This window comes from Polaribacter vadi, from assembly GCF_001761365.1.
Classification (GTDB): domain Bacteria; phylum Bacteroidota; class Bacteroidia; order Flavobacteriales; family Flavobacteriaceae; genus Polaribacter; species Polaribacter vadi.
In genome coordinates, this window is the sequence record NZ_CP017477.1 from 1,984,439 (window position 1) to 2,010,201 (window position 25,763).

Genomic DNA, 25,763 nt, shown 5'->3' on the forward strand with positions numbered 1-25,763 from the left:
GTTTAAATTTTCTTTAAAGATTAATGCCAAATAAATAACCAATTAAAGCTGTTATACCCATAGCAATCGTTCCCCAAAAAGTAATTCTGACAACTGAGTTCATAATTTTAGCACCACCCGTTTTTGCAGAAACTGCACCTAAAATAGCTAGAAAAATAATTGAAGATGCATAAATGTACAGTTCCATTGTTTTTAAAGGAAGAAAAAATACCACCAATAAAGGTAATATTCCACCAAAAACAAAAGAAGCTCCAGAAGCCAAAGCTGCCTGAATTGGATTTGCTTTTGACATTTCATTGATTCCTAACTCATCTCTAACATGTGCTGCTAAAGCATCGTGTGCTGTTAATTCTTTGGCTACTATTAAAGCAGTTTCTTTTTTTAAACCTCTATTCTCATAAATCTGTGCTAAAACTTGAAGTTCTTCTTCTGGCATTTCTTCTAATTCTTGCCTTTCTCTTTCAATATCTGCTTTTTCAATATCTGTTTGTGAACTCACAGAAACATATTCACCTGCTGCCATTGACAAAGCTCCAGCAACCAAACCTGCTAAAGTTGCTAAAATAATTGGTTCTCTTGTAGTGCTTGCAGCAGCAACACCAATTGCTATACTTGCAGTAGATAAAATACCATCATTTGCACCCAAAACAGCAGCTCTTAACCAATTACTTCTATGAATAAAATGAGTTTTTAAATACTCATCAAGATTGTGTTTTTCTTTCAAAATTTGATAATTTATGTTGTAATTCTTTAGATTTTTGGGAATATTCGAAGTTCATATTTTAAAAACAATTTTACTTTTTAATTTTCACCACATAGAAAATATAGGCTGTATATACTATGTTCTATGTGGTCAATTTTTATGAGATTTCTCCAAAAAAGTCGAAATGACAAATCTCTCTCTAATTCTTGCTGACTGCAAACTGCCGACTGAAAAACTACCCAGTAATCATAAAACCTCCATCAGCAGTATAAACTCCACCAGTCATATAATTCCCAGCATCTGAAGCCAGTAAGCAAGCCAAACCTACCATTTCTTCTGGCATTCCCATTCTTGCACTTGGTAACGATTTTTTAATTTTACTTAGTATTTTATCGTTTTGCCATAAAGCAGCACTAAATTTTGTTTTGATTAAACCTGGACAAATTGCGTTTGCTTTAACTCCATATTGTCCCCATTCTTTGGCTTGGTTTTTTGTCAACATTAAAATAGCAGCTTTACTTGTGGAGTAAATTCCCAATCCAAAACCAGGAGTTAATGCTTCTACAGATGCAATATTGATAATACTTCCGTTTTTATTTGCTTTAAAATGTGGTAAAACCAAATTTGATAAACTCCAAGGTGCTTTTACATTTACATCCATAATTTTATCAAAAATTGCTGGATCTACCTCTTCTATTGGGCCAAATACAGGATTAATTGCTGCATTATTTACTAATATATCAATTCGCCCAAAAGTTTTTATTATTTTATTTATCAATTCTTTACGCTGGTCTTCTTTACCAATATGACAAGCAATTCCGACTGCTTTTAAACCTTCTGATGTAAATTCTTTTGCAACTTCATCACAAGCTTCTTGACTTCTGCTAGAAATTACAACTTGTGCTCCACTTTCTGCTAAACCTTTTGCAATTGCTTTTCCAATTCCTTTGCTAGAACCTGTAATAATGGCAACTTTTCCTTCTAAATTAAATTGTTCTTTTATATTCATTATAAAATAAGTTCTTTATCGTTTTTAATAGTTAAAACTTCATTATTCATTAAAGATTCTGCTAATGAATTTGTTTTCGGAACTTCATATTTAAAGTAAAATTTCATGGTGTGAATTTTACTTTCATAAAAAGTTTCTGAATATTTTTTATCAGCATTATTTATTTGCTTTTTTGCATCCACAGCCATTTCTAACCATAACCAACCTAAAACAACAATGCTCATATATTCCATAAATAAATTGGCATCTGCTAAATAGCGTTCGTAATTTCCTTTCAGAGCAAAAGGCGTTAAATGTCCCAATATTTTTTGAGATTGTTTTAATTTATCACCCAAAATAGTTCCATATATTTTTAGATCTTCATCAATATTAGCTGAAATAATTGTTTTTACAATTTCTGCAGATAATAATTCCAACCCTTTTCCATTTTGCATTGGTACTTTTCTGCCCAACAAATCTTGCGATTGAATTCCTGTTGTACCTTCATACAAAGCAGAAATTCTGATGTCTCTATAATATTGTTGTAAAGAAAAATCGGTACAAAAACCATAACCTCCTAAAACTTGCAAACCATTATCTACAGCTTCTGCACCTGCTTCAGATGGATATGTTTTTACAATAGGAATAATCATCTCTAACAATAAATGATATTTTTCTTTTTCTTCTTTTGATGTTGCTGTTGTTAAAATATCGTGATATTTTGATGCTAACAAAACCAAACTTAAAGAGCCTTCTACAATTGCTTTTTGCAACAATAACATGCGTCTAACATCTGGATGTTCTATAATTAAACTTTGTTTTTCTGTCGGATTTTTCTTTCCATCAGCAGATAATTTTCTTCCTTGTGGACGTTCATTTGCATATTGCAAAGACGTTCTGTAAGCAGCCATTGCAATTGCTGCAGCTCCTCTACCAACAGCAATTCTTGCACCATTCATCATTAAAAACATTTGCGCCAAACCTTTGTGTTCCTCACCAACAAGCCAACCTCTACAATCGTCTGAATCGCCAAAACCTAAATGAGTTGTGCAGTAACCACGTTGTCCCATTTTTTGAAAATCGGCAACTGTCATTACATCATTATATTCTAAAGATCCATCTTCTTTTAGTCTATTTTTAGGAACTACAAACAATGAAATTCCTTTAGTTCCTTTTGGTGCACCTTCAATTCTTGCTAATACTAAATGGATGATATTTTCTGCTCCTTTATAATCACCTCCAGAAATAAATATTTTTTGTCCAGATATTTTATAAAATCCGTTTTCTGTTGGTGTTGCTTTTGTAGTAATGTCTGATAATGAACTTCCTGCTTGTGGCTCTGTTAAGCACATTGTGCCTCCCCAAACTCCAGAAAGCATATTAGGAACATAAGCTTCTTTTAAACTTTGAACTCCAAATTCTATGATTAATTCTGCTGCTCCTAAAGTTAAACTTGGGTAACCAGGTAAATGATTGTTGGCAGCATCCATAATATATAAAGCTGCATGAAAAACGGAAGAAGGAATTTGTAAACCTCCATCTTCGTAATTAAAACAAGCAGCAATAATGCCCATTTCTCCAGATTGATGCATTACTTTTTGAACTTGTTCATGTACAATTATAGCTCCATCTTTAAAATGTGCAGGAGTTGCATCCATTTCTTTAAAATATGGATATAATTCTCTGTCAGAAAACTCTTTTGCAGAATCTATAAATAAATCTAATGATTCTAAATCGTGTTCTTGAAAACGCTCTCTTGATAGTAAATCTTCTAATTTATGAACATCATAAAGCAAATACTTCAAGGTTTCTAAATCTACATATTTCTTTGACATACTATTTTTAATTTTATAGTTGATTTATAAGAATTGTGTTTGTTGATGAAACAGTCATTTCTCTTTCCAAATATAATGAAAAATATTATGCATGCATAGTAAGTTCGTGAAAGTATGTGTATTACAGAATTGCCTCTGTTTACAAAAAAGTAAACTTCACAATGATATAAAAAATTAAAGTGAGTTTTTAATCTTTTGAAGTTCAGCTTTTACAGCTTCTAGTCTTGTAATAATTTCGTGATTATTAAAGATGTTTTCAGGATTTTTCTTTAGTTTTTGCTTAGCTCCTTCTAATGTAAATCCTCTTTCTTTTACTAAATTGAAGATTATTTTGAAGTTGACAATATCTTCTTGTGTAAAAAGTCGGTTTCCTTTAGCGTTCTTTTTTGGTTTGATAATCACAAACTCTTTCTCCCAAAAACGTATTAATGAAGTATTTACGCTGAAAGCTTTTGCAACTTCACCGATTTTGTAATATCGTTTTTCAGGTAAATCTATGTGCATTTTGTGGTTTGTGGTTTGTGGTTTGTGGTTTGTGGTTTGTGGTTTGTAAAATAAAAAATTAGATTTTAACTTTTCTTATTTTATCGTATTAAAAAAATAAAACACATAGGTACATAGAGCACATAGGTGTTGTGTTGTGTTGTCTTCTCTTCTTTTATCTTGTCTCTTTTTTCTTTTCTCTTGACTCTTGTTTCCTGTTTCCTGTTTCCTGTTTCCTGTTTCCTGTTTCCTGTTTCCTGTTTCTAAAACTAATAAAAGATATTAATCATAAGATTGACTTTCCTCTGAAGTTTCTTGTAACGTTGCAAACTCTTCTAAAGATAAATCTCCATAATAAAAGTTGATTGGATTTAAAGCAATCCCATTTTTATGAACTTCATAATGTAAATGTGGAGCTACAGATAAACCAGTATTACCAACAAAACCAATTAAATCTCCTCTTTTTACTTCGTTATATTTTTTAACTTCAATTTTGCTCAAATGCGCATAAATTGTTTTGTAACCATAACCATGTTCAATATAAACAACATTTCCAAAAGTACTACTTCTTTGGGCTATTGTAACTTTTCCATTTCCAGAAGCATATACAGGTGTTCCTTTTGGCGCTGTAAAATCCATTCCTTTATGAAATTTATTAATTTTTAAAATAGGATGCATTCTCATTTTATAACCAGAAGCCACATAAAATCCTCCTTTTTTTATCGGTAAAATTGCAGGGATTGAAGCTAACATATCTTCTTTTTCTTTAGCCAAAGCCACAATTTCATCTAAAGATTTAGATTGCACCACCATTTGTTTTGATAAAATATCAACTTCTTTTGTTAAGTTTTTTATCAAACCAGAATTATCAAAACCTTCTAAATTTTTATATCTGTTTACCCCACCAAAACCGGCTTTTCTTTGTTCTTCAGGAATCGGATTTGCTTCAAAGTAACTTCTGTAAATATTATTATCTCTTTCTTGCAATTGCGATAAAATCTCAGAACTCTCCTCCAAGCGTTTATCAATCAACTCATAATGAAACTTCAAATTCTCTAATTCTCTTTTTTGAGCACGTTCTGAAGGTGATGTAATAATTTGACTAAACCCAATAAATCCAAAGAAAGCGATTAAAATAACTCCTAAAAAGCTAAATAATATTCTTCGATAATAGTCCGTTTTCTTTACAGCAATTTTTCTGTAAGAAAGCGTATCCTCATCATAATAATATTTTACTTTTGCCATATAACTAAATGTTCTATTTTTGTGTTATAATTGATTTTTTTAATAAAACTCATTTATAATAACGAACAAATTTACAAAATGTTTTACAACTGCTTTTTTTCAAGTAGTTTTTTAAAAATAAATTAACAAAATCCAACTTGTTGGAAACTTCTTTTTTATGAAATCTCAAGATATTCGTGCTACTTTTTTAAACTTTTTCAAAGAAAAATCTCATTTGGTTGTTCCTTCTGCACCAATGGTTACAAAGGATGATCCAACATTAATGTTTGTGAATTCTGGAATGGCACCATTTAAAGAATATTTTTTAGGAAATGGAACTCCAAAGCAAAACAGAATTACAGATTCTCAAAAATGTTTGCGTGTTTCTGGTAAACATAACGATTTAGAAGAAGTTGGGTATGACACCTATCATCATACTTTATTTGAAATGTTAGGGAATTGGTCTTTTGGAGATTATTTTAAAAAAGAGGCAATTGCTTGGGCTTGGGAATTATTAACCGAAGTTTATAAAATTGATAAAGACATCTTATATGTAACCGTTTTTGAAGGTTCAGAAGATGCTGATAACCTAAAAATGGATACAGAAGCTTTTGATATTTGGAAACAATATATTGCTGAAGACCGAATTTTAAAAGGAAATAAAAAAGATAATTTTTGGGAAATGGGCGAACAAGGACCTTGTGGACCTTGCTCTGAAATTCATGTTGATATTCGTTCTGCAGAAGAAAAAGCTAAAGTTGATGGACGTACTTTAATTAACGAAGACCATCCTCATGTTGTGGAAATTTGGAACTTGGTTTTTATGCAATATAACAGGAAAGCCAATGGTTCTTTAGAGGAATTACCAAACAAGCATATAGATACTGGTATGGGTTTTGAACGCCTTTGTATGGTTTTACAAAATGTTCAATCTAATTATGATACTGATGTTTTTACACCAATTATTAGAGAAATTGGTACGATTACAAATACAAAATACGGTTCAGATACAAAACAAGATATTGCAACTCGTGTAATTTCAGATCATGTTAGAGCTGTTGCTTTTTCTATTGCAGATGGTCAATTACCAAGCAATACTGGAGCTGGTTATGTAATTCGTAGAATTTTACGAAGAGCTGTAAGATATGGTTTTACTTTTTTAGATAAAAAAGAGCCTTTTATTTATAGATTAGTTGCTGTTTTAAGTGATAAAATGGGTACAGCTTTCCCTGAATTAAAAGCGCAAAAACAATTGATTGAAAATGTAATTAAAGAAGAAGAAACATCTTTTTTAAGAACTTTAGATCAAGGTTTGGTTTTGTTAGATGGTATTATTTCATCAGCAAAAACAAAAGAAATTTCTGGTGATAAAGTATTTGAATTGTATGATACTTTTGGTTTTCCAATCGATTTAACAGCTTTAATATTATCTGAAAAAGGCTATACTTTAGACGAAAAAGGCTTTGAAGCTGAACTGCAAAAACAAAAGAAACGCTCAAGAGCTGCTAGTGAAATGAGCACAGAAGATTGGACTATTTTAGTTGAAGATGCTGTTGAGGAATTTGTTGGTTACGACTTTTTAGAAGCAAACGTAAAACTAACTAGATACAGAAAAGTAACCTCTAAAAAAGATGGTGAAATGTTTCAATTGGTTTTTAATTTAACGCCTTTTTATCCAGAAGGTGGAGGTCAAGTTGGTGATAAAGGATATTTAGAAGATGCAAATGGTGATGTTGTTTATATTTTAGATACCAAAAAAGAAAATAACGTAATTATTCATTTTGCAAAAAATCTTCCAAAAAATTTAGACGCTTCTTTTAAAGCTGTGGTTGATGAAAAGCAACGATCTAGAACAGAAAGCAATCACACAGCAACACATTTATTGCATCAAGCATTAAGAGAAGTTTTAGGAACACATGTAGAGCAAAAAGGTTCTGCTGTGCACTCTAAATACTTACGTTTCGATTTCTCTCATTTTTCTAAATTAACTTCGGATGAAATTCAGGATGTCGAAAACTTTGTGAACGCAAGAATTGCTAGCAAATTACCTTTAGAAGAAAGCAGAAATATTACCATGGAAAAAGCAATTGCAGATGGAGCAATGGCTTTATTTGGCGAAAAATATGGAGATACTGTTAGAGCAATAAAATTCGGAAAATCTATAGAACTTTGTGGAGGAACACATGTAAAAAACACAGGCGATATTTGGCATTTTAAAATAAAATCTGAAGGTGCAGTTGCTGCAGGAATTAGAAGAATAGAAGCTATTACAAATGATGCTGTAAAAGATTTTTATACTGATAATAATACTGTTTTATCGGAAGTTAAAGAACTTTTAAATAATTCGAAAAACCCTGTAAAAGCTGTTCAAAAATTGCAAGATGAAAATGCAGATTTGCAAAAACAAGTTGAGCAATTATTAAAAGATAAAGCGCAAAATTTATCTGGCGAACTTAAAAACCAATTGCAAGAAATAAATGGTGTTCAGTTTTTAGCAACGAAGATTGATTTAGATCCTAATGGAATTAAAAATTTAGCGTTTGCTTTAGGAAAAGAATATCAAAATTTATTTTTATTATTTGCGACAGCTCCTTCAAAAGAAAAAGCAATGTTAACGTGTTATATTTCTAAAGAATTAACAGCAGAACGTGGCTATGATGCAGGAAAAGTAGTGAGGGAATTAGGGAAATTAATTCACGGAGGTGGAGGTGGTCAGCCATTTTTTGCAACTGCTGGAGGTAAAAACCCTGGAGGAATTCCTAAAGTTTTGGAAAGAGCAAAAGATTATTTAAAATAAATATTTTTAAAATTGAAAAAAGTTAAAAATATAGGGAAATTCTTAATTGCTATTTTATTAATCATACTAGTCTTAATTGTTTCAGGTTTTGGAATTTGGTATGTAAGCTCTTTTTTGTTTGATAAGTAAAAAATATCTCGCAAAGACGCAGAGTCGCAAAGGAAAATAAGTTTTAAATTGCTCAGTAAACAAACACTTAAAAAGTAATAATAAAGTATCAATATAAAAAAAATACAACTTATAAAAACTTTGCGTCTTTGCGTGATAACTATGAAACTACAAACTCAAATTCCAATAAAAAAACAACAACATAATCAAATAGATTATAACTCAAAATTGTTTTTAGTAGGTTCGTGTTTTTCAGAAAATATTGGCAACAAATTAAATTATTTTAAATTTCAAGCGACTCAAAATCCGTTTGGAATTCTTTTTCATCCAAAATCGATTGAGACTTTCATTACAAATGCTATCAATAAAAAAGTATATTCAGAAAGTGATTTAGTTTTTCAAAATGAACGTTGGCATTGTTTTGATGCACATTCTAGTTTGAGTTCTTCAGATAAAAATGAACTTTTAGAAAATTTGAATTCGGCAATTGTATCGACAAATAATAAACTAAAAGAAACTTCTCATATTATCATTACATTAGGAACTGCTTGGGTTTACAGATTTATAGATACTGATGAGATTGTAGCCAATTGTCATAAAATTCCACAGAAAAAATTCTTAAAAGAGCTTTTAACTGTTGATGAAATTACTGAAAGTTTAGAGGCAATTATTGTACTTCTAAAATCAATCAATAGAGACGTGAATATCATTTTTACAGTTTCTCCTGTTCGTCATTTAAAAGACGGGTTTATAGAAAACACTCAAAGTAAAGCGCATTTAATTGCAGGAATTCATAACACAATTAATGCTCGAAAAAACATCAATTATTTTCCGAGTTTTGAACTTATGATGGACGAACTAAGAGATTATCGTTTTTACGCAGAAGATATGATTCATCCCAATGCAACAGCCATCAATTATATTTGGGAAAAATTTACAGATACTTGGTTTGCAGAAGAAATAGCATCAACCTTAAAAGAAATTGATGCAATTCAAAAAGGAATACTACACAGACCTTTTAATCAAAATTCAGCTGAGCATCAACAGTTTCTAAAGAAATTAGCATTAAAAAAGGAGAAAATTAAAGTACAATTTCCTTTCATCAATTTTTAAAATAACTTATTCCTTTTTTAAATATACGTCAAATGACGTATTGTTTTCATTTTCGTTTTTAAGCAGTTTTGTAACTGAACTTTAAAACATTTAAAATGAAAAAAGTATTCTTATCTACAATCGTAATTTGTTTTACAATTTCTTTAAACGCACAAAGCTTAGGAAAGTTAAAAATTACTGACAAAACTTATGGATTAAATAAAATGAAAAAATCCTCAAAAAAAATCTATATTAATTCTTTTAATGTAGATTTTGAAATTTACAAAGAAGCAGTAGATTTTAAAGCTGGTGGAGATGGTGGAAAAATTGGGGGAAATAAAAGTAGTGCAACTGCAAGAGCTGCTGTAGGTTTAGATGGTGTTGATGCTATTAAAATGCAAGAAAAAACAAATTTACTTTTTAATAATTTTGTAGATCGATTAAAAAAAGAGGGTTATGAAATTATAGCTGGAGAAGAAGCTGGTAAAACAGATGCGTTACAAGGTTGGGATAAAGCAAGCGGACCCTATATTATAGAAAGTAGAAGTGGTATTATTACTTGTGCACCAGAAAACTACACTTTTTTTCACAAAAAAGCTGGCATTTTAGGTCTGGGTGGTTTAGGTATACAATCTAAACTTTCTAAAGATTTAGATGATGCAATTATTGCAGATGTTAATATGCATGTAATGTTTTCTGAAAATGGTAGCGACTTTTTTAGTGCTGGTGGTGCAAAAGTAAAGATCTTAACTAATTTGCGTTTAATTGATGAATATGTAGTTACAATTCCTAAAAAATTGAAAAAGAAAAAAAGCACTTTAGGTAAAATATTTGGCTCTGTTCAAATAAAAGGTGCAGTAGAAAGTTACCCTGTAAATTCTATGATTTCGTTTTCTTACGGAAAAACAGGTTTAGGTTCTACAGCACAGTTTATGGGAACACTAAAGGACGATCTTGAAATTGAAGGTGTTATGAAAAAAGAAAAAATTGTTGCTTACCAAAAACAGGGTTCTTTTACACCAACTTCATTTTCTACATTTTCTAATTATTTAGACGCAAAAGCAGATCGATTTTCTAAAACTGCAAAATGGATTAAAGTTGATCCTGATAAATACGCAGAAGGATATTACAACGCTTGTAATACTTTTTTAGAAAAACAATTAGATGCGTTTTTTAATGAAATTAAATAACTAAAATTTCTAAAATAGGTCAATTGCCGTATTTTAAAAATAAAAGTTATGTTAGAAGTTTGTAGAAATAAATTTAAAAATAAAAATTATGAAAAAATTAAAAAACGTATTTTTCTTTGTTTGCTTATCTGCATTAATATCTTGTAGTGATGCTACAGATGAAGATTTAGGAATTTCTGGAGAAGGCTCTTTTACAGCTAAAGTTGATGGAGTTATCTTTACATCTCTAAAAGCAACAGTTGGTGCATCTGTTTCTAAAGAAGTTGCTGCCATACAAGGATCAAAATCTGATGGAGAATATATTAGAATTAACATTTTAAACTACACTGGTGTTGGCACTTATACAACTGGAGATGCTGTTACAAATGTAAATTCCATACAATATGGCACTGTAAGCCCAATTTCAACTTGGATTTCTACCTTTAACCAAGGAACTGGAACCATTAAAATAACAGAAGACACTTCCTCAACTATTTCTGGTACGTTTTCATTTACAGGCGTTCAAGATGGTTTTGCAAACAAAATAGTTACAGAAGGTACCTTTAACGCTCCAAAAAAATAAGGGAAACTTTGAAATGAAAAAGAGAAAAATACGGCATTTGTCGTATTTTTTTTTGCTTTTAAATTTAGGAAATTTGTATTAAAAAATATTTAATTTGATGGTCCAAACCTTTAAAATATCTTATTATTTAATTCCAATTTTAGTGATTTTAGGAAGCTATTTTTATTATTCTTTTCAAAAATTGAAAAAAGTTGAAACTAAAAGATTGCAACTTTTATACGCCGAAATTTTACTTGAAAAAGAAGTTATGCAACATTTTAAAAAAGAGTCTAAAAAAACAGATGATCTAAATAACTCAATTGAACAAAAGTTATTAAAAATTAAAGTTTCCATTTTTAATATTGATTTTAGTTTGAGTGAAATTTTTAATTAAAATAAAAATCTTAAATTGTATTCCTAATTATCAATCCTTTATGGAAAATATAAAATCAAATATCTTAATTTTATTATTACTTTTTTCACTTTCGAATCTATCTCAAAACAGGAAAATAGATAGTTTAAAAACCAAATTGAATGTAACTTTTAATGAAAAGGAAAAAGCTGACATACTTATGCTGTTAGTTGATAACTATTTTAATACAAATAAAGATTCTGCTGAAATTTATATCCAAAAAACAATTCAACTAACAGAAGGTAAAGAAAATCTTAAAACGCCAAATATTCATTCTATTTTAAAATTTGCACAGCTATATATAGTAAAAGGCGATTATGTAAAATCTCAAGCTAAATACGATTTAGCCTGGAGTAAAATGAAAGGTGAATATAATTATTTTTTGTATAATAAATATTATGGAGATTTAGGAGTTTTAAATTTTTATAAAGGTGATTTCGAAAGCGCCTTAAAAAGTTTTACAGCAGGACTTGAATTGGCTGAAAAAGAAAAAAATGAAGCAGATCAATTACGATTCTTAAATAACAAAGCGCTTGCTATGTCTTATTTAGGGAAAGCAGAAAGTTCTTTGGATGTTCATAAAAAAGCAATTTCTCTTGCCGAAAAATTAAATGATTCTACTGCTTTAGGAAAATCTTTCAACAACATTGGTTTGATTTATGAGGATATGAAAGAATATCAAAAAGCTTTAGAGTTTTATAAGCAGGCTTTAGAAATTAAGAAAAATGGAAAAAGTCAAGTTGATGTTGCCAATAGCTTATATAATGTTGCAGGAATGTATAAAGAAATTGGCGAGAAAGAAAAAGACACATCCCTATATTCAAAAGCAGAAAACTACTATCAAAAATCGTTAAATATTGCTAAAAAGATAGATTATGGTAAAGTTGTTTTGTTCAGCAAAACAGGTATTGCTCAATTAGCAACTGTTAGAAATCAACATGAAAAAGCAATTTCCATTTATAAATCTGTAATAATTGATGCAGAGAAAACAAATGATGCTCAAACTTTAAGAGTTTGTTATCTTAATTTAGGTATCAATTACTTAAAATTGAAGCAAATAAATATTGCTGAAAGTTATTTATTAAAAGCACTTCCCTTAATAGAAAATGCGAATAATCCAGCAGATAAAGCTAAAATATATAAGAATTTATCTTCAGTTTATGCTGAAAAAAAACAATTTCCTAAAGCTTATACTTATTTTCAAAAACAATACGATTTAGAGAATGAACTTTCTAAAAATTCATTACAAACTAAAATATCTGATTTTGAAGTAAAATATGAAACCGCAAAAAAAGAAAAAGAAATAGCCCAGCAAAAAGAGGAACTTTTAGAAAAAGAATTAGCCATTAAAAACAGAAATTTATACACACTTCTCTTAGCATCAGCTTTACTAATTTTAGGAATTATCTTTTTTGGGATTTATAAAAAGAACCAATTTAAAAGAAAACAATTACAGAAAGAAATCGATTTGAAAGATGCTTTAGCAACGATAAAAACACAAAACAGATTGCAAGAACAACGTTTAAGAATTTCTAGAGATTTGCATGATAATATAGGTTCTCAACTTACCTTTATCATATCATCAATAGATAATTTAAAATTTGTTTCTAAAGGCGAAAATGATAAATTAAAAGATAAATTAAGCAATATTAGTTCTTTTACTTCTGGCACTATTCACGAATTAAGAGACACCATTTGGGCTATGAATAAAAGTAAAATTTCTGTTGAAGATCTGCACTCAAGAATTTTATCATTTATAGAAAAAGCAAAAATTGCAGTACCAGAATTGGAGTTTGAGATTTTATATACCATTAATAAAAATACCAGTTTTTCTTCTTTAATTGGTATGAATTTATTTCGAGTAATTCAAGAAGCTATTAATAACGCTATTAAATATGCAGAAGCCAGTAAACTTGAAATTCATCTAAAAAAAGAGCAGCAAAATTTCGTGATTTCTATTATTGATAATGGCAAAGGATTCAATATTAATACAGTCGATTTAGGAAATGGTTTAAGTAATATGGAAAAAAGAATGAGTGATATTGATGGTAAAGTGAGCATCAACTCAAAAGAAAAAATAGGTACAGAAATTAAGCTAGAAATTGCGTTAGAAAATACGTCAAATGACGTATAAAAATTTTTAGAAATAATTGTTATTTTTATACATCAAGATGTTAGCTATGAACTTAAAAATTTGCATTGCAGAAGACAATTATTTCTTAACCAAAGCCATCAAAGAAAAACTATCTTTTTTTGAGGATATTTCCGTAAAATTTCATGCAAATAATGGTGCAGAATTAATTGGCAAATTAGAGGAAAACCATAACATAGATGTTATTTTAATGGATATTCAAATGCCAGTAATGGATGGCATAAAAGCCACAGAATTGGTAAAGAACAAATATCCGCAGATAAAAGTAATTATGCTAACTGTTGTAGATGATGATGAGTGTATTTTTAATGCGATAAAAGCTGGTGCAAATGGCTATTTATTGAAAGAAATTGATGCTGAAAACTTACATAAAAGCATTTTAGAAGTAACAGAAGGTGGTGCACCAATGACACCAAGTATAGCTCTTAAAACCTTAAATTTATTAAGAAATCCTGATGTATCAACTTCTAAATCAAAAGATGAAGAGGAAATTAAATTAACCAAAAGAGAAACCGAAATTCTAATACAATTAAGTAAAGGTCTTAATTACAATAGTATTTCAGATAATTTAATTATTTCGCCATCAACTGTAAGAAAACACATCGAAAACATCTACAAAAAACTACAAGTACACAGTAAAATGGAAGCTGTTATGAAAGCTCAAAATAGGAATCTTATTTAAAATAAAATTCCTATTTTTTTATATGTTGGTCTACATTTTGCCAAGGACCACCATTAATAACATCTACTCCATTTTGTTTTAAAAATTGCGCAGCTTGTCCACTTCTACCTCCACTTCTACAAACAGCAATCACTGGCTTTTCCCAGGCTTTTATTTGCTCAATTTCTAAAGGAATTAAATTTAAAACAATATGTTTTGCGTTTTCAATATGCCCTTCATTCCACTCTTCTTGCGTTCTTACATCTAAAATAATAGCGTCGTTTTCTAAATATTCTTTAATATCTAAACTCATATCTTTTTTTTTAAACATGTCAAATAAACCCATGTTGTTTTAATTTAATTTAGATGCAAATTTAAACCATTTTCAATAAGTTTAGTGTAACTTTTGTTACTTTTTAATGCTTGCAAAGTATTTAAAAGTTTATTTTTGATAGCAAAATTGTTTTCTAAAGCCAATTCATACAACTCTAAGAGCAACAACCAATCCTCTGAATATTCTTTTTTAAGTTGATGAAATATCGCTTCTATTTTATCTTCAGTAGCTGAATTTGTTTCACGCATTTCGCGAACTTCATCATACAAAACATATAATTTTTTAGCAGTTTCTGAATAGGTTATTTTATGCGTTTTAGTTTCAGAAACTTTACTGGTATCTAAAAAGGAAGCAACATCTGCAGCTCCTGCATACGCAGAAACAACTTCTTTACCAACAGCCATATCATATAAACCCCAATCTGGTTGAAATAAAACTTCGTCTTTATAAGTTACTGTACATTCATCAAACGTAATCATTAAAATTTTACCTCGTAAATCTCTAGTTCCAGTAATTGCTTTTCCTTTTAAAATGATGCCACTCTCAAACTCTAAAGTCATAAATTCGCCTTCGTAAATTCCATAAGCTTTTAAATCTCTTGGACTCATGTCTTCAATAGGTAAATTAATTCCTTTTAGCTTACCTATTGGACTTCCAAACCCATTTTTATGGGTTGAAATTCCATGACCAATTAATTCTTTATCTCTGTTTGCCAAAGCAGTTTCTCCAACTGTTTGAAAATAGGCAACTTTGTTATTCTTAAACGGAATTACTTTGTCGAAATTTCCAGAAATCTGAATTCCTGTCGTTAATTCGATAGTTCCTAAACCTTTAGAATCTATTAACTTTTTAATGCCATTTAAACCTCCTTTTCGCAAAGCCATTGTATTTGCAAATTCGTCTAAAACCAAACTTAAATATGCAAAATCTGGCGTTACAAATAATTGAGGTTGTGGTTTTGTAATATCAAAATTAATAGTGGCAGCATCAATTGAATATGGCTTTTTTTCCACTTCATCTTGCATACACCAAGCACTTTCTCCAATAGATGAAAGCAAACCTGCTCCATAAATTTTTGGGTTTTCTAAAGTACCAATCAAACCATATTCTACAGTCCACCAATGTAAATTTCTAATCATTGCCATTTCCGACAATTCCCCAATATTATTTTGCAACCATTCTACTTGCTCTTGGGCTTCGATTATTTCTTTTTCACTAGAATTTGGATTTTCTTTTAAAATAGATAAAAGCCTAATAGCTTCATACATTTCATAATCTTTGGCAGATGAAATTGCTTTGCTGCCAATTTCTCCAAAGCGTCTTAAATATTCAGAATATTCTGGGTTTGCAATAATGGGTGCATGTCCAGCAGCTTCATGAATAATATCTGGTGCAGGTGTATATTCTATGTGATTTATAGTTCGCATATCTGATGCAATTACCAACACATTATACGCTTGGAATTCCATAAAAGCATTTGGTGGAATAAAACCATCTACAGAAACTGCAGCCCAACCAATTTCTTTTAAAATTCGGTTCATGCCTTCCATTTTTGGAATATTTTCAGTAGAAATTCCTGTTTTTTCCAAACCAGGAATGTAAGATTTATGCGCAACTTTGCTTAAATAATCTACATTCATTCGCATCACATATCTCCAAACTGCTTGGTTTTGAGATGTATATTCTTCATAAGGTTGTTTTACAACAAACTTGTGCAAATGTTTGGGTAACTTTTTGGTTACTTCGTTCAATTCAAAATGCAATTCCATTATATATTTGATAAAATTTACTCTGTAAAATTACGAATTTTGTAAATGAAGAATACTTTTTTCTTGTTAAAAATTGATTCCATAATCGATTACACTGAAAAATATAACCCAATATTTTGCAATTTTTGTTTATTTTTATAGTGATAAATAAAAAAGTTGAGAAGAAATAAAACATACAATGGTTTAGGTGGCTTATCTAGCCATGCCTCAAGTATGATTTCTAGCTTAAAATCAAACTTTAGAAAACGAGATTTGTCTCTTTTAAAAGGAAGTAAAACTAAAACTTCTTTTGGTAAAATAGATTCAAATAAAAAAGCAACTCCACATCAACTTAAAATTATTAAAGAAAGTCTGCAAAAAGAAAATATTAAAAAGTTAAAGAGAAATACTATTCTTTTCATTTTTGCCATGATTATTTTAATTTATTGTATTGGTTTTTTAAAGTTTTAAATACTCAACACTTTCATTTTTAACGCAAATCAGTTAGTTTTTGTAACATTTATTGAATTTCAACTACTTATATATAAAGATTTACGTTATGAGTTCAATAGCTGCAATGATTACCACTTTAAAAAACAACAAAAGAAAGCGGGTTTCTACTTTTAAAAAAATGAAAGATTTTAAAGAAGGTAAAAACATTCAAGTTTCTTTTGATAAAAGTGCAACTCCACATCAACTTAAAAACATACGAGAAAAACTTCAAAAAGAAAATAAACAGATTCTGAAAAGAAATATTATCGTTCTTATTTTTATAATGATTCTTCTTATTTATATGATTGGTTTTGTGAAATTTTAAACAAAAAAACTGTCTTTTCAGACAGTTTTTAAAACTAATTCAAAAAATAAATTCTATTAAAGAGCTTCCTTAATCACTTTTATAGCATCTATAGCTTTAGATCTTTCTGCAATTTGTAGTGCAGTCATTCTACCACCTTTATCAGATTTTGTTTTTATTTTTGCACCATTATCTATTAATAATTTTGCAATTTTTGCTTTATTATGTCTAGCAGCAAACATTAAAGGTGTTAAACCGTTAGATTTTTTATTTACGTCTTCTCCAGATTTAATAAGTGCTTTTACTGCTTCATAATCTCCCATTTGTATTAATTTACAAAAAGAACTTACCTCATAGGTTTTTACGATTTCAACTTTTACGGTTTTTGTTTCGGAATTGCTATCTGTAGCATTTATTGTTGAAAATGTAAATAAACAGATTAGCATTGGTAGGATTAATTTTTTCATGGTTGATGTTTTTAAATTATAATTATTTGATTACTATACTAAAAAGACCGTTAAAAAAGATTTTTGTTTCAACAAAAATGGCATTTAACAGGTTTTTAACTTTTCTCTTTATTTAAAAATACCATGAATTATAATACTAATTCATAAAGAAATCTCACCTATTATAATTTTTAAAAACATTAGGTTACGCTATCGGTTTCGTTGAATTTTGAAACATTCTTCATAATATTTCTTATTTTTACAGTATAAAACAGAAAAATGAACAAGAAAATTATCTTAATGATTTTAGATGGTTGGGGAATTACACAAGACCCAAAAGTATCTGCCATTTACAACGCAAAAACACCTTACATAAACTCTTTATACAACAAATATCCAAACGCATCTTTAAGAACAGATGGAGAATATGTTGGTTTGCCTGAAGGACAAATGGGTAATTCTGAAGTTGGCCATATGAATTTAGGTGCTGGTAGAATTGTGTATCAAAACTTAGCGAGAATTAATAAAGCAGTTCGTGAAAAAACGTTAGGGCAAGAAAAAGTTTTGTTAGATACTTTTAATTACGCCAAAGAAAATAATAAAAAAGTACATTTATTAGGGTTAGTTTCAGATGGTGGTATTCACTCACACATCAACCATTTAAAAGGTCTTTTAGATGTTGCAAAAGAAAATAATGTGCAAAATGTTTTTGTTCATGCTTTTTCTGATGGTCGAGATTGTGATCCAAAATCTGGTGCTTTTTTCATGAATGATCTTCAAGAATATATGAAGAAAACAACTGGAGAACTTGCCTCTGTTACTGGTCGTTATTTTGCGATGGACAGAGATAATAGATGGGAAAGAGTAAAAAAAGCTTACAATGGTATCGTTAAAGGAATGGGAACAAGAACCAACGATATTGTTGCTACTATTCAAGAAAATTATGAAGCTGGAATTACTGACGAGTTTTTAGAACCAATTATCGCTACCAATGCAGATGGTTCTGCAAAAGCTAAAATTGAATCTGGTGATGTCGTTTTATTTTTTAATTATAGAACAGATAGAGGAAGAGAACTAACAAGTGCTTTATCTCAAGTTGATTTTCCTGAATATGGAATGGAAAAATTAAACTTATATTTTACAACCATCACTTTGTACGACCATAGTTTTGCTGGAATTAATGTAATTTATAATAATGATAATATCAAAAACACTTTAGGTGAAGTTTTATCGAATGCTGGCAAAAAACAAATAAGAATTGCTGAAACAGAAAAATATCCTCACGTAACTTTTTTCTTTTCTGGTGGACAAGAGGCTCCTTTTGAAGGCGAATCTCGAATTTTAAAAAACTCACCAAAAGTAGCAACCTACGATTTACAACCAGAAATGTCTGCATACGAATTAACAGATGCTTTGTGCGAAGATTTAGAAAAAGGTGAAGCAGATTTTGTGTGTTTAAATTTTGCAAATGGAGATATGGTTGGCCATACAGGAATTATGGAAGCTGCCATAAAAGCTTGCGAAACTGTAGATATTTGTGCACAAAAAGTAATTGAAACTGGTTTAGCAAATGGCTATACAACGTTATTAATTGCAGATCATGGAAACTGCGAAACGATGATGAATCCTGATGGTTCTCCTCATACTTCACATACCACAAATCCTGTTCCTTTTATTTTAATTGATGATGAAATAAAATCAATTAAAAGTGGTATTTTAGGTGATATTGCTCCAACAATTTTAGAACTTATGGGAGTGCAACAACCTATAGAAATGACTCAAAAATCTTTATTATAATTATGAAATACACTTTAATATTATTCTCAATAATTATTTTTATGGCTTGTAATACAAGCAAATCTTCAGTCGATAGCAAAAAAGTAGCTGTTGATGAAGTTGAGGAAATTGCAAGAGAAAAAGCTGCAGAAGTTACTGCAGAAAAAAATGACAGAGGTTATTTAATTGGTATTGCCAACAGAGAATCATTTACAGACGATGCTTACAAATCTTGGTTTGATAGTAGATATGAAGAATATGAAACTGACAAAGAAGTTATAGAGCAATTAAAAGGCGAAATAAACAACTTTACAATTAAAGGTTTTATGGGCACTTGGTGTGGAGATAGTAAAAGAGAAACACCTCGTTTTTATAAAATTCTAGATGAAACTGGTTTTAACCAAGATTATTTTGAATTAATTACTGTAGGCAGAAATAAAAAAACTCCAGATAATTTACAAGAAGGTTATGATATTTTAAGAGTACCAACTTTTATTTTCTTTAAAAATGGTAAAGAAGTAGGACGTTATGTAGAGTATCCAAGAGAAACTATCGAGAAAGATATTTTAAAAATTGTGTACGGAAAACCTTACAAACATTCTTACGATAAGAGTGAAGATTAAATATTTTAGACATTAATTTTTCGAAGAACACCAAACATTAAGGTATACACTTAAAAGTTTGGTGTTTTTTTTGATAAGTTTCATAAATAGATATAAAACTAAAGTTTGTATAATTTATGTAATTCGTATCTGCTTTTTTAACATCCTTTGTATTCCTCAAACATATAATTCCTAATAAATATAGTAACTTTGTAGCTCAATTTTTTTAAAATGATTAAAATTAAAACAAAAGAAGAAATAGAAATTATGCGTGAAAGTGCATTAATCGTTTCTAAAACATTGGGAATGCTTGCTAAAGAAGTAAAACCTGGTGTAACTACTTTATATTTAGATAAACTTGCTGAAGATTTTATTAGAGAACAAGGAGCAATTCCTGGCTTTTTAGGCTTATACGATTTTCCAAACACACTTTGCATGAGTCCAAACTCGCAAGTTGTACATGGTTTCCCTACAAACGAACCTTTAAAAGAAGGCGATATTATTTCTATTGATTGTGGTGCCTTAAAAAATGGTTTTTATGGAGATCATGCCTATACTTTTGCTGTTGGCGAAATTGATGCTGAAACTAAAAAATTATTAGAGGTTACCAAAGAAAGTTTATATGTTGGAATTCGCGAATTTAAAGCTGGCAATAGAGTTGGTGATGTTGGTTTTGCCATTCAGAATTTTACAGAAAAACATGGTTATGGAGTTGTAAGAGAATTGGTTGGACATGGTTTAGGACGCGAAATGCACGAAGATCCAGAAATGCCAAATTATGGAAGAAGAGGAAGAGGAAAAAAGTTTGTGGAAGGAATGGTTGTTGCCATAGAACCTATGACAAATATGGGAACTGAAAAAATAAGACAACATTCAGATGGTTGGACAATTACAACTTTAGACAATAAACCTTCTGCGCATTTTGAGCATGATGTTGCTATCGTAAACGGAAAACCAGAATTACTTTCTACTTTTAAATATGTAAATGAGGCTTTAGGTATTGTTACTAATGAAGAGGATGAATTTAGACAGTAATATTTTTTAACACAGAGATTCACAGAGTTTATTTTGTTTGCTTTAAATAGAGATTCACAGAGAATTTAGTTATTACTCGAAATAAGTTAATTATTACAAATTATGGGAGATAATGAAATTACTGAAAAAATTATAGGAGCTGCAATTGAAGTTCATCGAACATTAGGACCTGGTTTGTTGGAATCTGCATATCAAGAATGTTTAATTTATGAATTGAAATCACTTGGATTAAAAGTTAAAAAAGAACTGATTCTTCCAATTATTTATAAAGATTTAATTTTAGAGCATGGATATAGAATTGATTTGCTTGTTGAAAATAAAATAGTTTTGGAATTAAAAACAGTCGATAAATTTACAGAAGTTCATTCAGCACAAATCTTAACTTATATGAAATTAGGTAATTATCCTTTAGGTTTACTCATTAATTTTAAAACAAAACTGTTAAAAAACGGAATTAAGAGATTTATAAATACCTATTAGACTCAATCTATTTTTATCATAGAAAATATTTTAAAATTATTAAAAATTTCTCTGTGAAACTCTGCTAAAAAACTCTGTGAATCTCTGTGTAACAATTATGAAATTATTTAAATCCATCCTTAATACCATTCCAAGGCCTTTATTAATTAAAGCAAGCTATTTGGTGCGTCCAATAATTGCTTTATCTTTAAAAGGGAATAAATTTACAGATCCTATTGATGGAAAATCTTTTCGTAAATTTTTACCTTATGGTTATGGAAAACAACGTGAAAACGCACTTTCTCCATCAACATTATCATTAGAAAGACACAGATTAATGTGGTTATTTTTAAAGGATGAAACTGATTTTTTTACATCCAAAGAAAAACTAAAAGTATTACACATTGCACCTGAACAATGTTTTTTAGACATTTTTAGAAATCAGAAAAATTTAGAGTACACAACATCCGATTTAGAAAGTCCGATTGCAGATGTTAAAGCAGATATTTGCAATTTACCTTTTGAAGATAATTCTTACGATGTTATTTTTTGTAATCATGTTTTAGAACATATTTCAGATGATACAAAAGCCATGCAAGAGCTTTTTAGAGTGATGAAAAAAGGCGGATTTGGTATTTTTCAGATTCCACAAGATATTTCAAGAAAAACAACTTTTGAAGACGATTCTATAACAGACAAAAAAGAACGCGCAAAAATTTTCGGACAATATGATCATGTAAGAGTTTATGGTCTCGATTATTTTGATAAGTTACGTTCTGTAGGTTTTAAAGTAGATGAAATTGAGTATACCAAAAAAATATCCGAAGAAAAATTAAAACGTTTTTGTTTGATGAAAGGAGAAATTTTACCTGTTTGTTACAAACTTTAAATTGTTTTCTTTTAAACTTTTATCACCTTAAAAACATTACTTATAAGTAGTATATTCTTCTAAATCTCCATTTTTATTCAGATAGATAAGAATCACTTTTAATTCGTTGTTATTTTTTAAAAACTCTTTGGTTTTTTCTAAACCCATTGCCATAAATGCAGTTGCGTACGCATCTACATCTGCACAATCTACAGCACCAATAACAGAAACACTTAACAAATTACTCTCTGTTGCAAAACCTGTTTTTGGATTGATGGTATGTACATATTTTTTCCCATCTTCAGAAATTCTAAATTTCCTATAATTACCAGAAGTTGCCATAGATTTATCAGAAAGATTAATCACTTTAAAACCATTTTCTACATCTACAGGATTTACTAGTTTAATAATCCAAGGTTCGTCATTTTTCTTGGTTCCTTTCGCTCTAATTTCTCCACCAATTTCTATCAAATAATTAGCTATATTTTTATCATTAAAAAAACGAGCAACAACATCGATTCCAAAACCTTTGGCAATCGAATTAAAATCTAAATAAACCTCAGGATATTCTTTTACAATTTTATTATCGATGAGTTTTATTTTATCCAAACCAACAAATTGCATTTGTTCTAATATTTGAATATCTGTCAGATTAATTTTCTCGTCTTTTGGACCAAAACCATACGCATTTACTAAATTACCAACTGTTGGATCGAAAAACCCATCAGTTTCTTTGTGTATTTTTTTTGATTTTTTAAACACTTCAGAGAATATTTCATCAACAGAAATATTGGTATTTCCTTGGTTTATTTGCGAAATATCTGAAGTTTCGATATACGTAGACACAGAATTATTAACCAGTAAGAAAAGACTGTCTAAGCTTTTTTTGTAATTTTCATCAGCATTTAAATATGTTATTTTATAAGAGGTGCCAAAAACAAAGCCTTTTAAAACAAAATCTTTCTTAATAGTTGATTGCTTACAAGCTATAAAGCTCAATAAAAATGAATAAAAGAGGATAGTTTTTATGAATTTCATAATTATGATAGTTTTTTACAAAAATAGCATATAAAGTTTTCATAAAATCCTATTTATTCTGCTTATTCTATGTCTATTTTGTTAAATTTGTAGTTCGAATTTAATTATAAAAAAAATGAAAAAAGCATCGATATTATTATTGTTTTCTTTAATTATTGTAACTTCTTGTGTTTCTAAAAAGAAATATGCAGAATTAGAAGCTAATAACTCTCAAACTAAAGAAGAATTATTAGCGGTAGAAACTACTTTGCAAAAATATTTAATTGAAAAAGAGAAGCAAGAAGCTAAATTAAATACTCTAGGAGAACAAATTAATTCTTTAAAAGAAGATAAAAAAACAGCGTTAAAGCAAGTTGAAAACTTAACAGTTTTAACTCAATCTTCTTCTGATAACATTAAAACTGTAATTACTCAGTTAAGTGAAAAAGACAAGTATATTAATGGAATTAGAAAAGCAATGACGCAGAAAGATTCTATTAATCTTGCTATAAAATATCACTTAACTAAAAACTTAACAGATGGTATTCAAGATGAAGATATTACTGTAAATGTGGAAAAAACAGTTGTTTTTATCTCTATTTCTGATAAATTATTATTTAAAAGCGGTAGTTATAGCGTAACTGATAAAGCGTATACTGTTTTAGAGAAGATTGCAAAGGTAATTAACGATCAACCTAAAATGGATGTGATGATTGAAGGTCATACAGATTCTACTCCTATTAAGAGAAATTTAATTCAGGATAACTGGGATTTATCTGCTTTAAGAGCAACTTCTATTACAAGAATTTTACAATATAAATTTGGGGTAACTCCAGAAAGATTAATTGCAGCTGGTAGAAGTCAATATGTGCCATTAGCACCAAATGATTCTGCAGCAAACAAATCTATAAACAGAAGAACAAAAATTATCATCATGCCTAAATTAAATCAGTTTTTTGATTTATTAGAGCAAGATGCTAACTAGTTTTTAGTTTCAATATTATTAAAAAAGACTTTCCATAGGAAAGTCTTTTTTTTTGGTCTTATTTTAAATTTATGGTTGGTTCTTTTAATAAAAAAATAATTTAGATAATTAACTTTTCAAGATCTCCAAAAATAAATTTCTATCAATTTCTTTAGCTCCTAAACTTGCCAAATGTTCGTTATATATTTGGCAATCTATCAATTTGTAATCTTTGTTTTTTGAGAGATGAATAAACGCCAATTTTGATGCGTTAGAGACTTTACTAAACATACTTTCTCCACAGAAAATATTGTTAATTTCCAGTCCATATAAACCACCAACTAATACATTATCTAGCCAAACTTCTATAGATTTTGCAACTCCAATTTTATAAAGGTTGATGTATGCTTGTTCCATTTCATCTGTAATCCAAGTGCCAAAACCATCTTTCCTGTAGGTATTTTTACAATTATAGATTACCTCTTCAAAAGCAGTATTTTCTGTAATTTTAAATTCTTTTTTATTGATGATTTTTCGCATCGATTTTGAAACTTTTAAATCCTCTGGAAATAACACCATTCTTTCATATGGACAATACCAAACAATTGGATCATCTTCAGAAAACCAAGGAAAAATGCCGTTTTTATAAGCATGAATTAATCTTTCTGACGATAAATCTCCACCCAAAGCCAAAATACCATCTTTAGTTGTAAATTTATAAGCAGGGAATTCTATTTTTTCTGAGAGCCAAATCACTTTTTAGTAAAATTTTTATGCGAATGTACCAATTTATTAAAAATGCGTTAAACTATCTTTTATTTAAAAAGATAAGAATATTGTTACTATTTTTGTAAATTAACAAAAACAAAAAGTTTCTTGGAAAAAAAGCGCAAAAAAAGAAAGAAAAATACTGCATTCATAGGTAAAAGACTCCATAATTATTATGGCAGAACTGGCTTTTATTTATTTGTGTGGGAAAGCGTAAAAAAAGCATTTTTACCAATAGTATTAGTTGTTATTGGTGTGTTTCTTTTTAACAAATATGTCTATGATATTAATGAAGGATTAGAAACAATTACAGAAACATTTTCTAAAACAGGTATCTTAATTACATTTTTTATTTCAGAAACATTATTAGGATTAATTCCGCCAGAAATTTTTATTGCTTGGTCTGGAAAAACAGAAAGTCCTATAATTAACTTATCCATTTTAGCTACTTTATCTTATTTAGGTGGTTTAGTTTCTTATTTTATTGGAAAAACGGCTTTAAAAATAAAATCGCTTAAAGAATATTTAGAAGTAAAAATGGCAGCAAATTTAAAAAACACTCGAAAATGGGGAGGTTTTTTAATTTTAGTTGGTGCTTTATTACCTCTTCCTTTTTCAATTGCTTGTTTAGCTGCAGGAATGATAAAATATCCTTTTAGAAACGTAGTGTTTTTTGGACTTTTTCGTTTTGCAAGATTCGCTGCTTATGCTTGGGCAATTTTTCAAGTAGTAGATTAACTTTATATAAGTTATCAACTTTAATA

At 29.2% G+C, this 25,763-nt stretch carries 26 protein-coding genes; 16 read left to right on the forward strand and 10 right to left on the reverse strand.

Annotation, left to right across the window (positions count from 1 at the left end; translation table 11 throughout):
* Window positions 1–13: 13 nt before the first annotated feature.
* The 5 genes from LPB03_RS08840 to LPB03_RS08860 all read right to left on the reverse strand — a co-directional run bounded on the left by LPB03_RS08840 (window position 14) and on the right by LPB03_RS08860 (window position 5,254).
* Window positions 14–727 (reverse strand): VIT1/CCC1 transporter family protein, encoded by a 714-nt coding sequence (locus LPB03_RS08840; protein ID WP_065317669.1) that lies wholly within the window; start codon window positions 725–727, stop codon window positions 14–16.
* Between the two features lie 211 nt (window positions 728–938).
* A complete protein-coding gene (locus LPB03_RS08845) occupies window positions 939–1,712 on the reverse strand; it encodes an SDR family NAD(P)-dependent oxidoreductase (protein ID WP_065317668.1) in 774 nt (257 codons plus the stop codon).
* Complete coding sequence (locus LPB03_RS08850) at window positions 1,712–3,526, reverse strand: acyl-CoA dehydrogenase family protein (protein WP_065317667.1); 1,815 nt, start codon at window positions 3,524–3,526, stop codon at window positions 1,712–1,714. Before LPB03_RS08850 ends, LPB03_RS08845 begins: the two co-directional genes overlap by 1 nt.
* Window positions 3,527–3,700: 174 nt before the next feature.
* On the reverse strand, window positions 3,701–4,030 hold the full coding sequence (locus LPB03_RS08855; RefSeq protein ID WP_065317666.1) for a MerR family transcriptional regulator: 330 nt from the start codon (window positions 4,028–4,030) through the stop codon (window positions 3,701–3,703).
* Between the two features lie 261 nt (window positions 4,031–4,291).
* Window positions 4,292–5,254 carry a M23 family metallopeptidase gene (locus tag LPB03_RS08860; protein ID WP_065317665.1) on the reverse strand — a complete coding sequence of 321 codons (963 nt, stop codon included), beginning with the start codon at window positions 5,252–5,254 and terminating at the stop codon, window positions 4,292–4,294.
* A 157-nt stretch (window positions 5,255–5,411) separates the two neighbouring features.
* Between LPB03_RS08860 and alaS the strand changes: the two genes are divergently transcribed.
* The 7 genes from alaS to LPB03_RS08895 all read left to right on the forward strand — a co-directional run bounded on the left by alaS (window position 5,412) and on the right by LPB03_RS08895 (window position 14,207).
* Entirely contained in the window at window positions 5,412–8,030 is a 2,619-nt protein-coding gene (gene alaS, locus LPB03_RS08865) for an alanine--tRNA ligase (protein WP_065317664.1), read from the forward strand.
* A 270-nt stretch (window positions 8,031–8,300) separates the two neighbouring features.
* On the forward strand, window positions 8,301–9,251 hold the full coding sequence (locus tag LPB03_RS08870) for a GSCFA domain-containing protein (RefSeq protein ID WP_065317663.1): 951 nt from the start codon (window positions 8,301–8,303) through the stop codon (window positions 9,249–9,251).
* A gap of 95 nt (window positions 9,252–9,346) precedes the next feature.
* Entirely contained in the window at window positions 9,347–10,420 is a 1,074-nt protein-coding gene (locus tag LPB03_RS08875; protein ID WP_065317662.1) for a hypothetical protein, read from the forward strand.
* 88 nt (window positions 10,421–10,508) lie between these two features.
* Complete coding sequence (locus tag LPB03_RS08880; RefSeq protein WP_065317661.1) at window positions 10,509–10,982, forward strand: DUF6252 domain-containing protein; 474 nt, start codon at window positions 10,509–10,511, stop codon at window positions 10,980–10,982.
* 181 nt (window positions 10,983–11,163) lie between these two features.
* Complete coding sequence (locus LPB03_RS08885) at window positions 11,164–11,355, forward strand: hypothetical protein (RefSeq protein WP_139058906.1); 192 nt, start codon at window positions 11,164–11,166, stop codon at window positions 11,353–11,355.
* A gap of 40 nt (window positions 11,356–11,395) precedes the next feature.
* The gene (locus LPB03_RS08890; RefSeq protein WP_139058905.1) at window positions 11,396–13,507 is read left to right on the forward strand and encodes a tetratricopeptide repeat-containing sensor histidine kinase; all 2,112 of its coding nucleotides are present in this window, start codon (window positions 11,396–11,398) and stop codon (window positions 13,505–13,507) included.
* Between the two features lie 46 nt (window positions 13,508–13,553).
* Window positions 13,554–14,207, forward strand: coding sequence for a response regulator transcription factor (locus tag LPB03_RS08895; protein ID WP_065317711.1), 654 nt, complete (start codon window positions 13,554–13,556; stop codon window positions 14,205–14,207).
* A gap of 10 nt (window positions 14,208–14,217) precedes the next feature.
* Here LPB03_RS08895 and LPB03_RS08900 read toward each other — a convergent pair whose 3' ends face one another.
* Entirely contained in the window at window positions 14,218–14,499 is a 282-nt protein-coding gene (locus tag LPB03_RS08900) for a rhodanese-like domain-containing protein (protein ID WP_065317710.1), read from the reverse strand.
* A 44-nt stretch (window positions 14,500–14,543) separates the two neighbouring features.
* Window positions 14,544–16,289 carry an aromatic amino acid hydroxylase gene (locus LPB03_RS08905; RefSeq protein WP_139058904.1) on the reverse strand — a complete coding sequence of 582 codons (1,746 nt, stop codon included), beginning with the start codon at window positions 16,287–16,289 and terminating at the stop codon, window positions 14,544–14,546.
* 156 nt (window positions 16,290–16,445) lie between these two features.
* On the opposite strand from LPB03_RS08905, the gene LPB03_RS08910 reads away from it, so the two are divergent.
* Window positions 16,446–16,739, forward strand: a complete 294-nt coding sequence (locus LPB03_RS08910; RefSeq protein WP_065317658.1) for a hypothetical protein — start codon at window positions 16,446–16,448, stop codon at window positions 16,737–16,739.
* A gap of 88 nt (window positions 16,740–16,827) precedes the next feature.
* Window positions 16,828–17,085 (forward strand): hypothetical protein, encoded by a 258-nt coding sequence (locus tag LPB03_RS08915; protein ID WP_065317657.1) that lies wholly within the window; start codon window positions 16,828–16,830, stop codon window positions 17,083–17,085.
* A gap of 56 nt (window positions 17,086–17,141) precedes the next feature.
* Here the strand turns inward: LPB03_RS08915 and LPB03_RS08920 are convergent, their stop codons facing one another.
* Window positions 17,142–17,531 carry an ankyrin repeat domain-containing protein gene (locus LPB03_RS08920; RefSeq protein ID WP_065317656.1) on the reverse strand — a complete coding sequence of 130 codons (390 nt, stop codon included), beginning with the start codon at window positions 17,529–17,531 and terminating at the stop codon, window positions 17,142–17,144.
* Window positions 17,532–17,789: 258 nt separating this feature from the next.
* On the opposite strand from LPB03_RS08920, the gene gpmI reads away from it, so the two are divergent.
* The 5 genes from gpmI to LPB03_RS08945 all read left to right on the forward strand — a co-directional run bounded on the left by gpmI (window position 17,790) and on the right by LPB03_RS08945 (window position 22,271).
* Window positions 17,790–19,307: a 2,3-bisphosphoglycerate-independent phosphoglycerate mutase gene (gene gpmI, locus LPB03_RS08925; protein ID WP_065317655.1), complete on the forward strand. Its 1,518-nt coding sequence runs from the start codon at window positions 17,790–17,792 to the stop codon at window positions 19,305–19,307.
* 2 nt (window positions 19,308–19,309) lie between these two features.
* Window positions 19,310–19,909: a thioredoxin family protein gene (locus tag LPB03_RS08930; protein ID WP_065317654.1), complete on the forward strand. Its 600-nt coding sequence runs from the start codon at window positions 19,310–19,312 to the stop codon at window positions 19,907–19,909.
* Window positions 19,910–20,119: 210 nt separating this feature from the next.
* A complete protein-coding gene (gene map, locus LPB03_RS08935) occupies window positions 20,120–20,923 on the forward strand; it encodes a type I methionyl aminopeptidase (RefSeq protein ID WP_065317653.1) in 804 nt (267 codons plus the stop codon).
* 102 nt (window positions 20,924–21,025) lie between these two features.
* A complete protein-coding gene (locus tag LPB03_RS08940; RefSeq protein WP_065317652.1) occupies window positions 21,026–21,403 on the forward strand; it encodes a GxxExxY protein in 378 nt (125 codons plus the stop codon).
* Between the two features lie 94 nt (window positions 21,404–21,497).
* The gene (locus tag LPB03_RS08945) at window positions 21,498–22,271 is read left to right on the forward strand and encodes a class I SAM-dependent methyltransferase (protein ID WP_065317708.1); all 774 of its coding nucleotides are present in this window, start codon (window positions 21,498–21,500) and stop codon (window positions 22,269–22,271) included.
* A 36-nt stretch (window positions 22,272–22,307) separates the two neighbouring features.
* Here LPB03_RS08945 and LPB03_RS08950 read toward each other — a convergent pair whose 3' ends face one another.
* Window positions 22,308–23,288, reverse strand: a complete 981-nt coding sequence (locus LPB03_RS08950) for an FAD:protein FMN transferase (protein ID WP_065317651.1) — start codon at window positions 23,286–23,288, stop codon at window positions 22,308–22,310.
* A 115-nt stretch (window positions 23,289–23,403) separates the two neighbouring features.
* Here LPB03_RS08950 and LPB03_RS08955 point away from each other — a divergent pair, with 115 nt between their 5' ends.
* Complete coding sequence (locus LPB03_RS08955; RefSeq protein ID WP_065317650.1) at window positions 23,404–24,252, forward strand: OmpA/MotB family protein; 849 nt, start codon at window positions 23,404–23,406, stop codon at window positions 24,250–24,252.
* A 108-nt stretch (window positions 24,253–24,360) separates the two neighbouring features.
* On the opposite strand, the gene aat is transcribed toward LPB03_RS08955, so the two are convergent.
* Window positions 24,361–24,987 carry a leucyl/phenylalanyl-tRNA--protein transferase gene (aat, locus tag LPB03_RS08960; protein ID WP_065317649.1) on the reverse strand — a complete coding sequence of 209 codons (627 nt, stop codon included), beginning with the start codon at window positions 24,985–24,987 and terminating at the stop codon, window positions 24,361–24,363.
* Between the two features lie 120 nt (window positions 24,988–25,107).
* Here aat and LPB03_RS08965 point away from each other — a divergent pair, with 120 nt between their 5' ends.
* A complete protein-coding gene (locus LPB03_RS08965) occupies window positions 25,108–25,737 on the forward strand; it encodes a YqaA family protein (RefSeq protein ID WP_065317648.1) in 630 nt (209 codons plus the stop codon).
* Window positions 25,738–25,763: the final 26 nt, after the last annotated feature.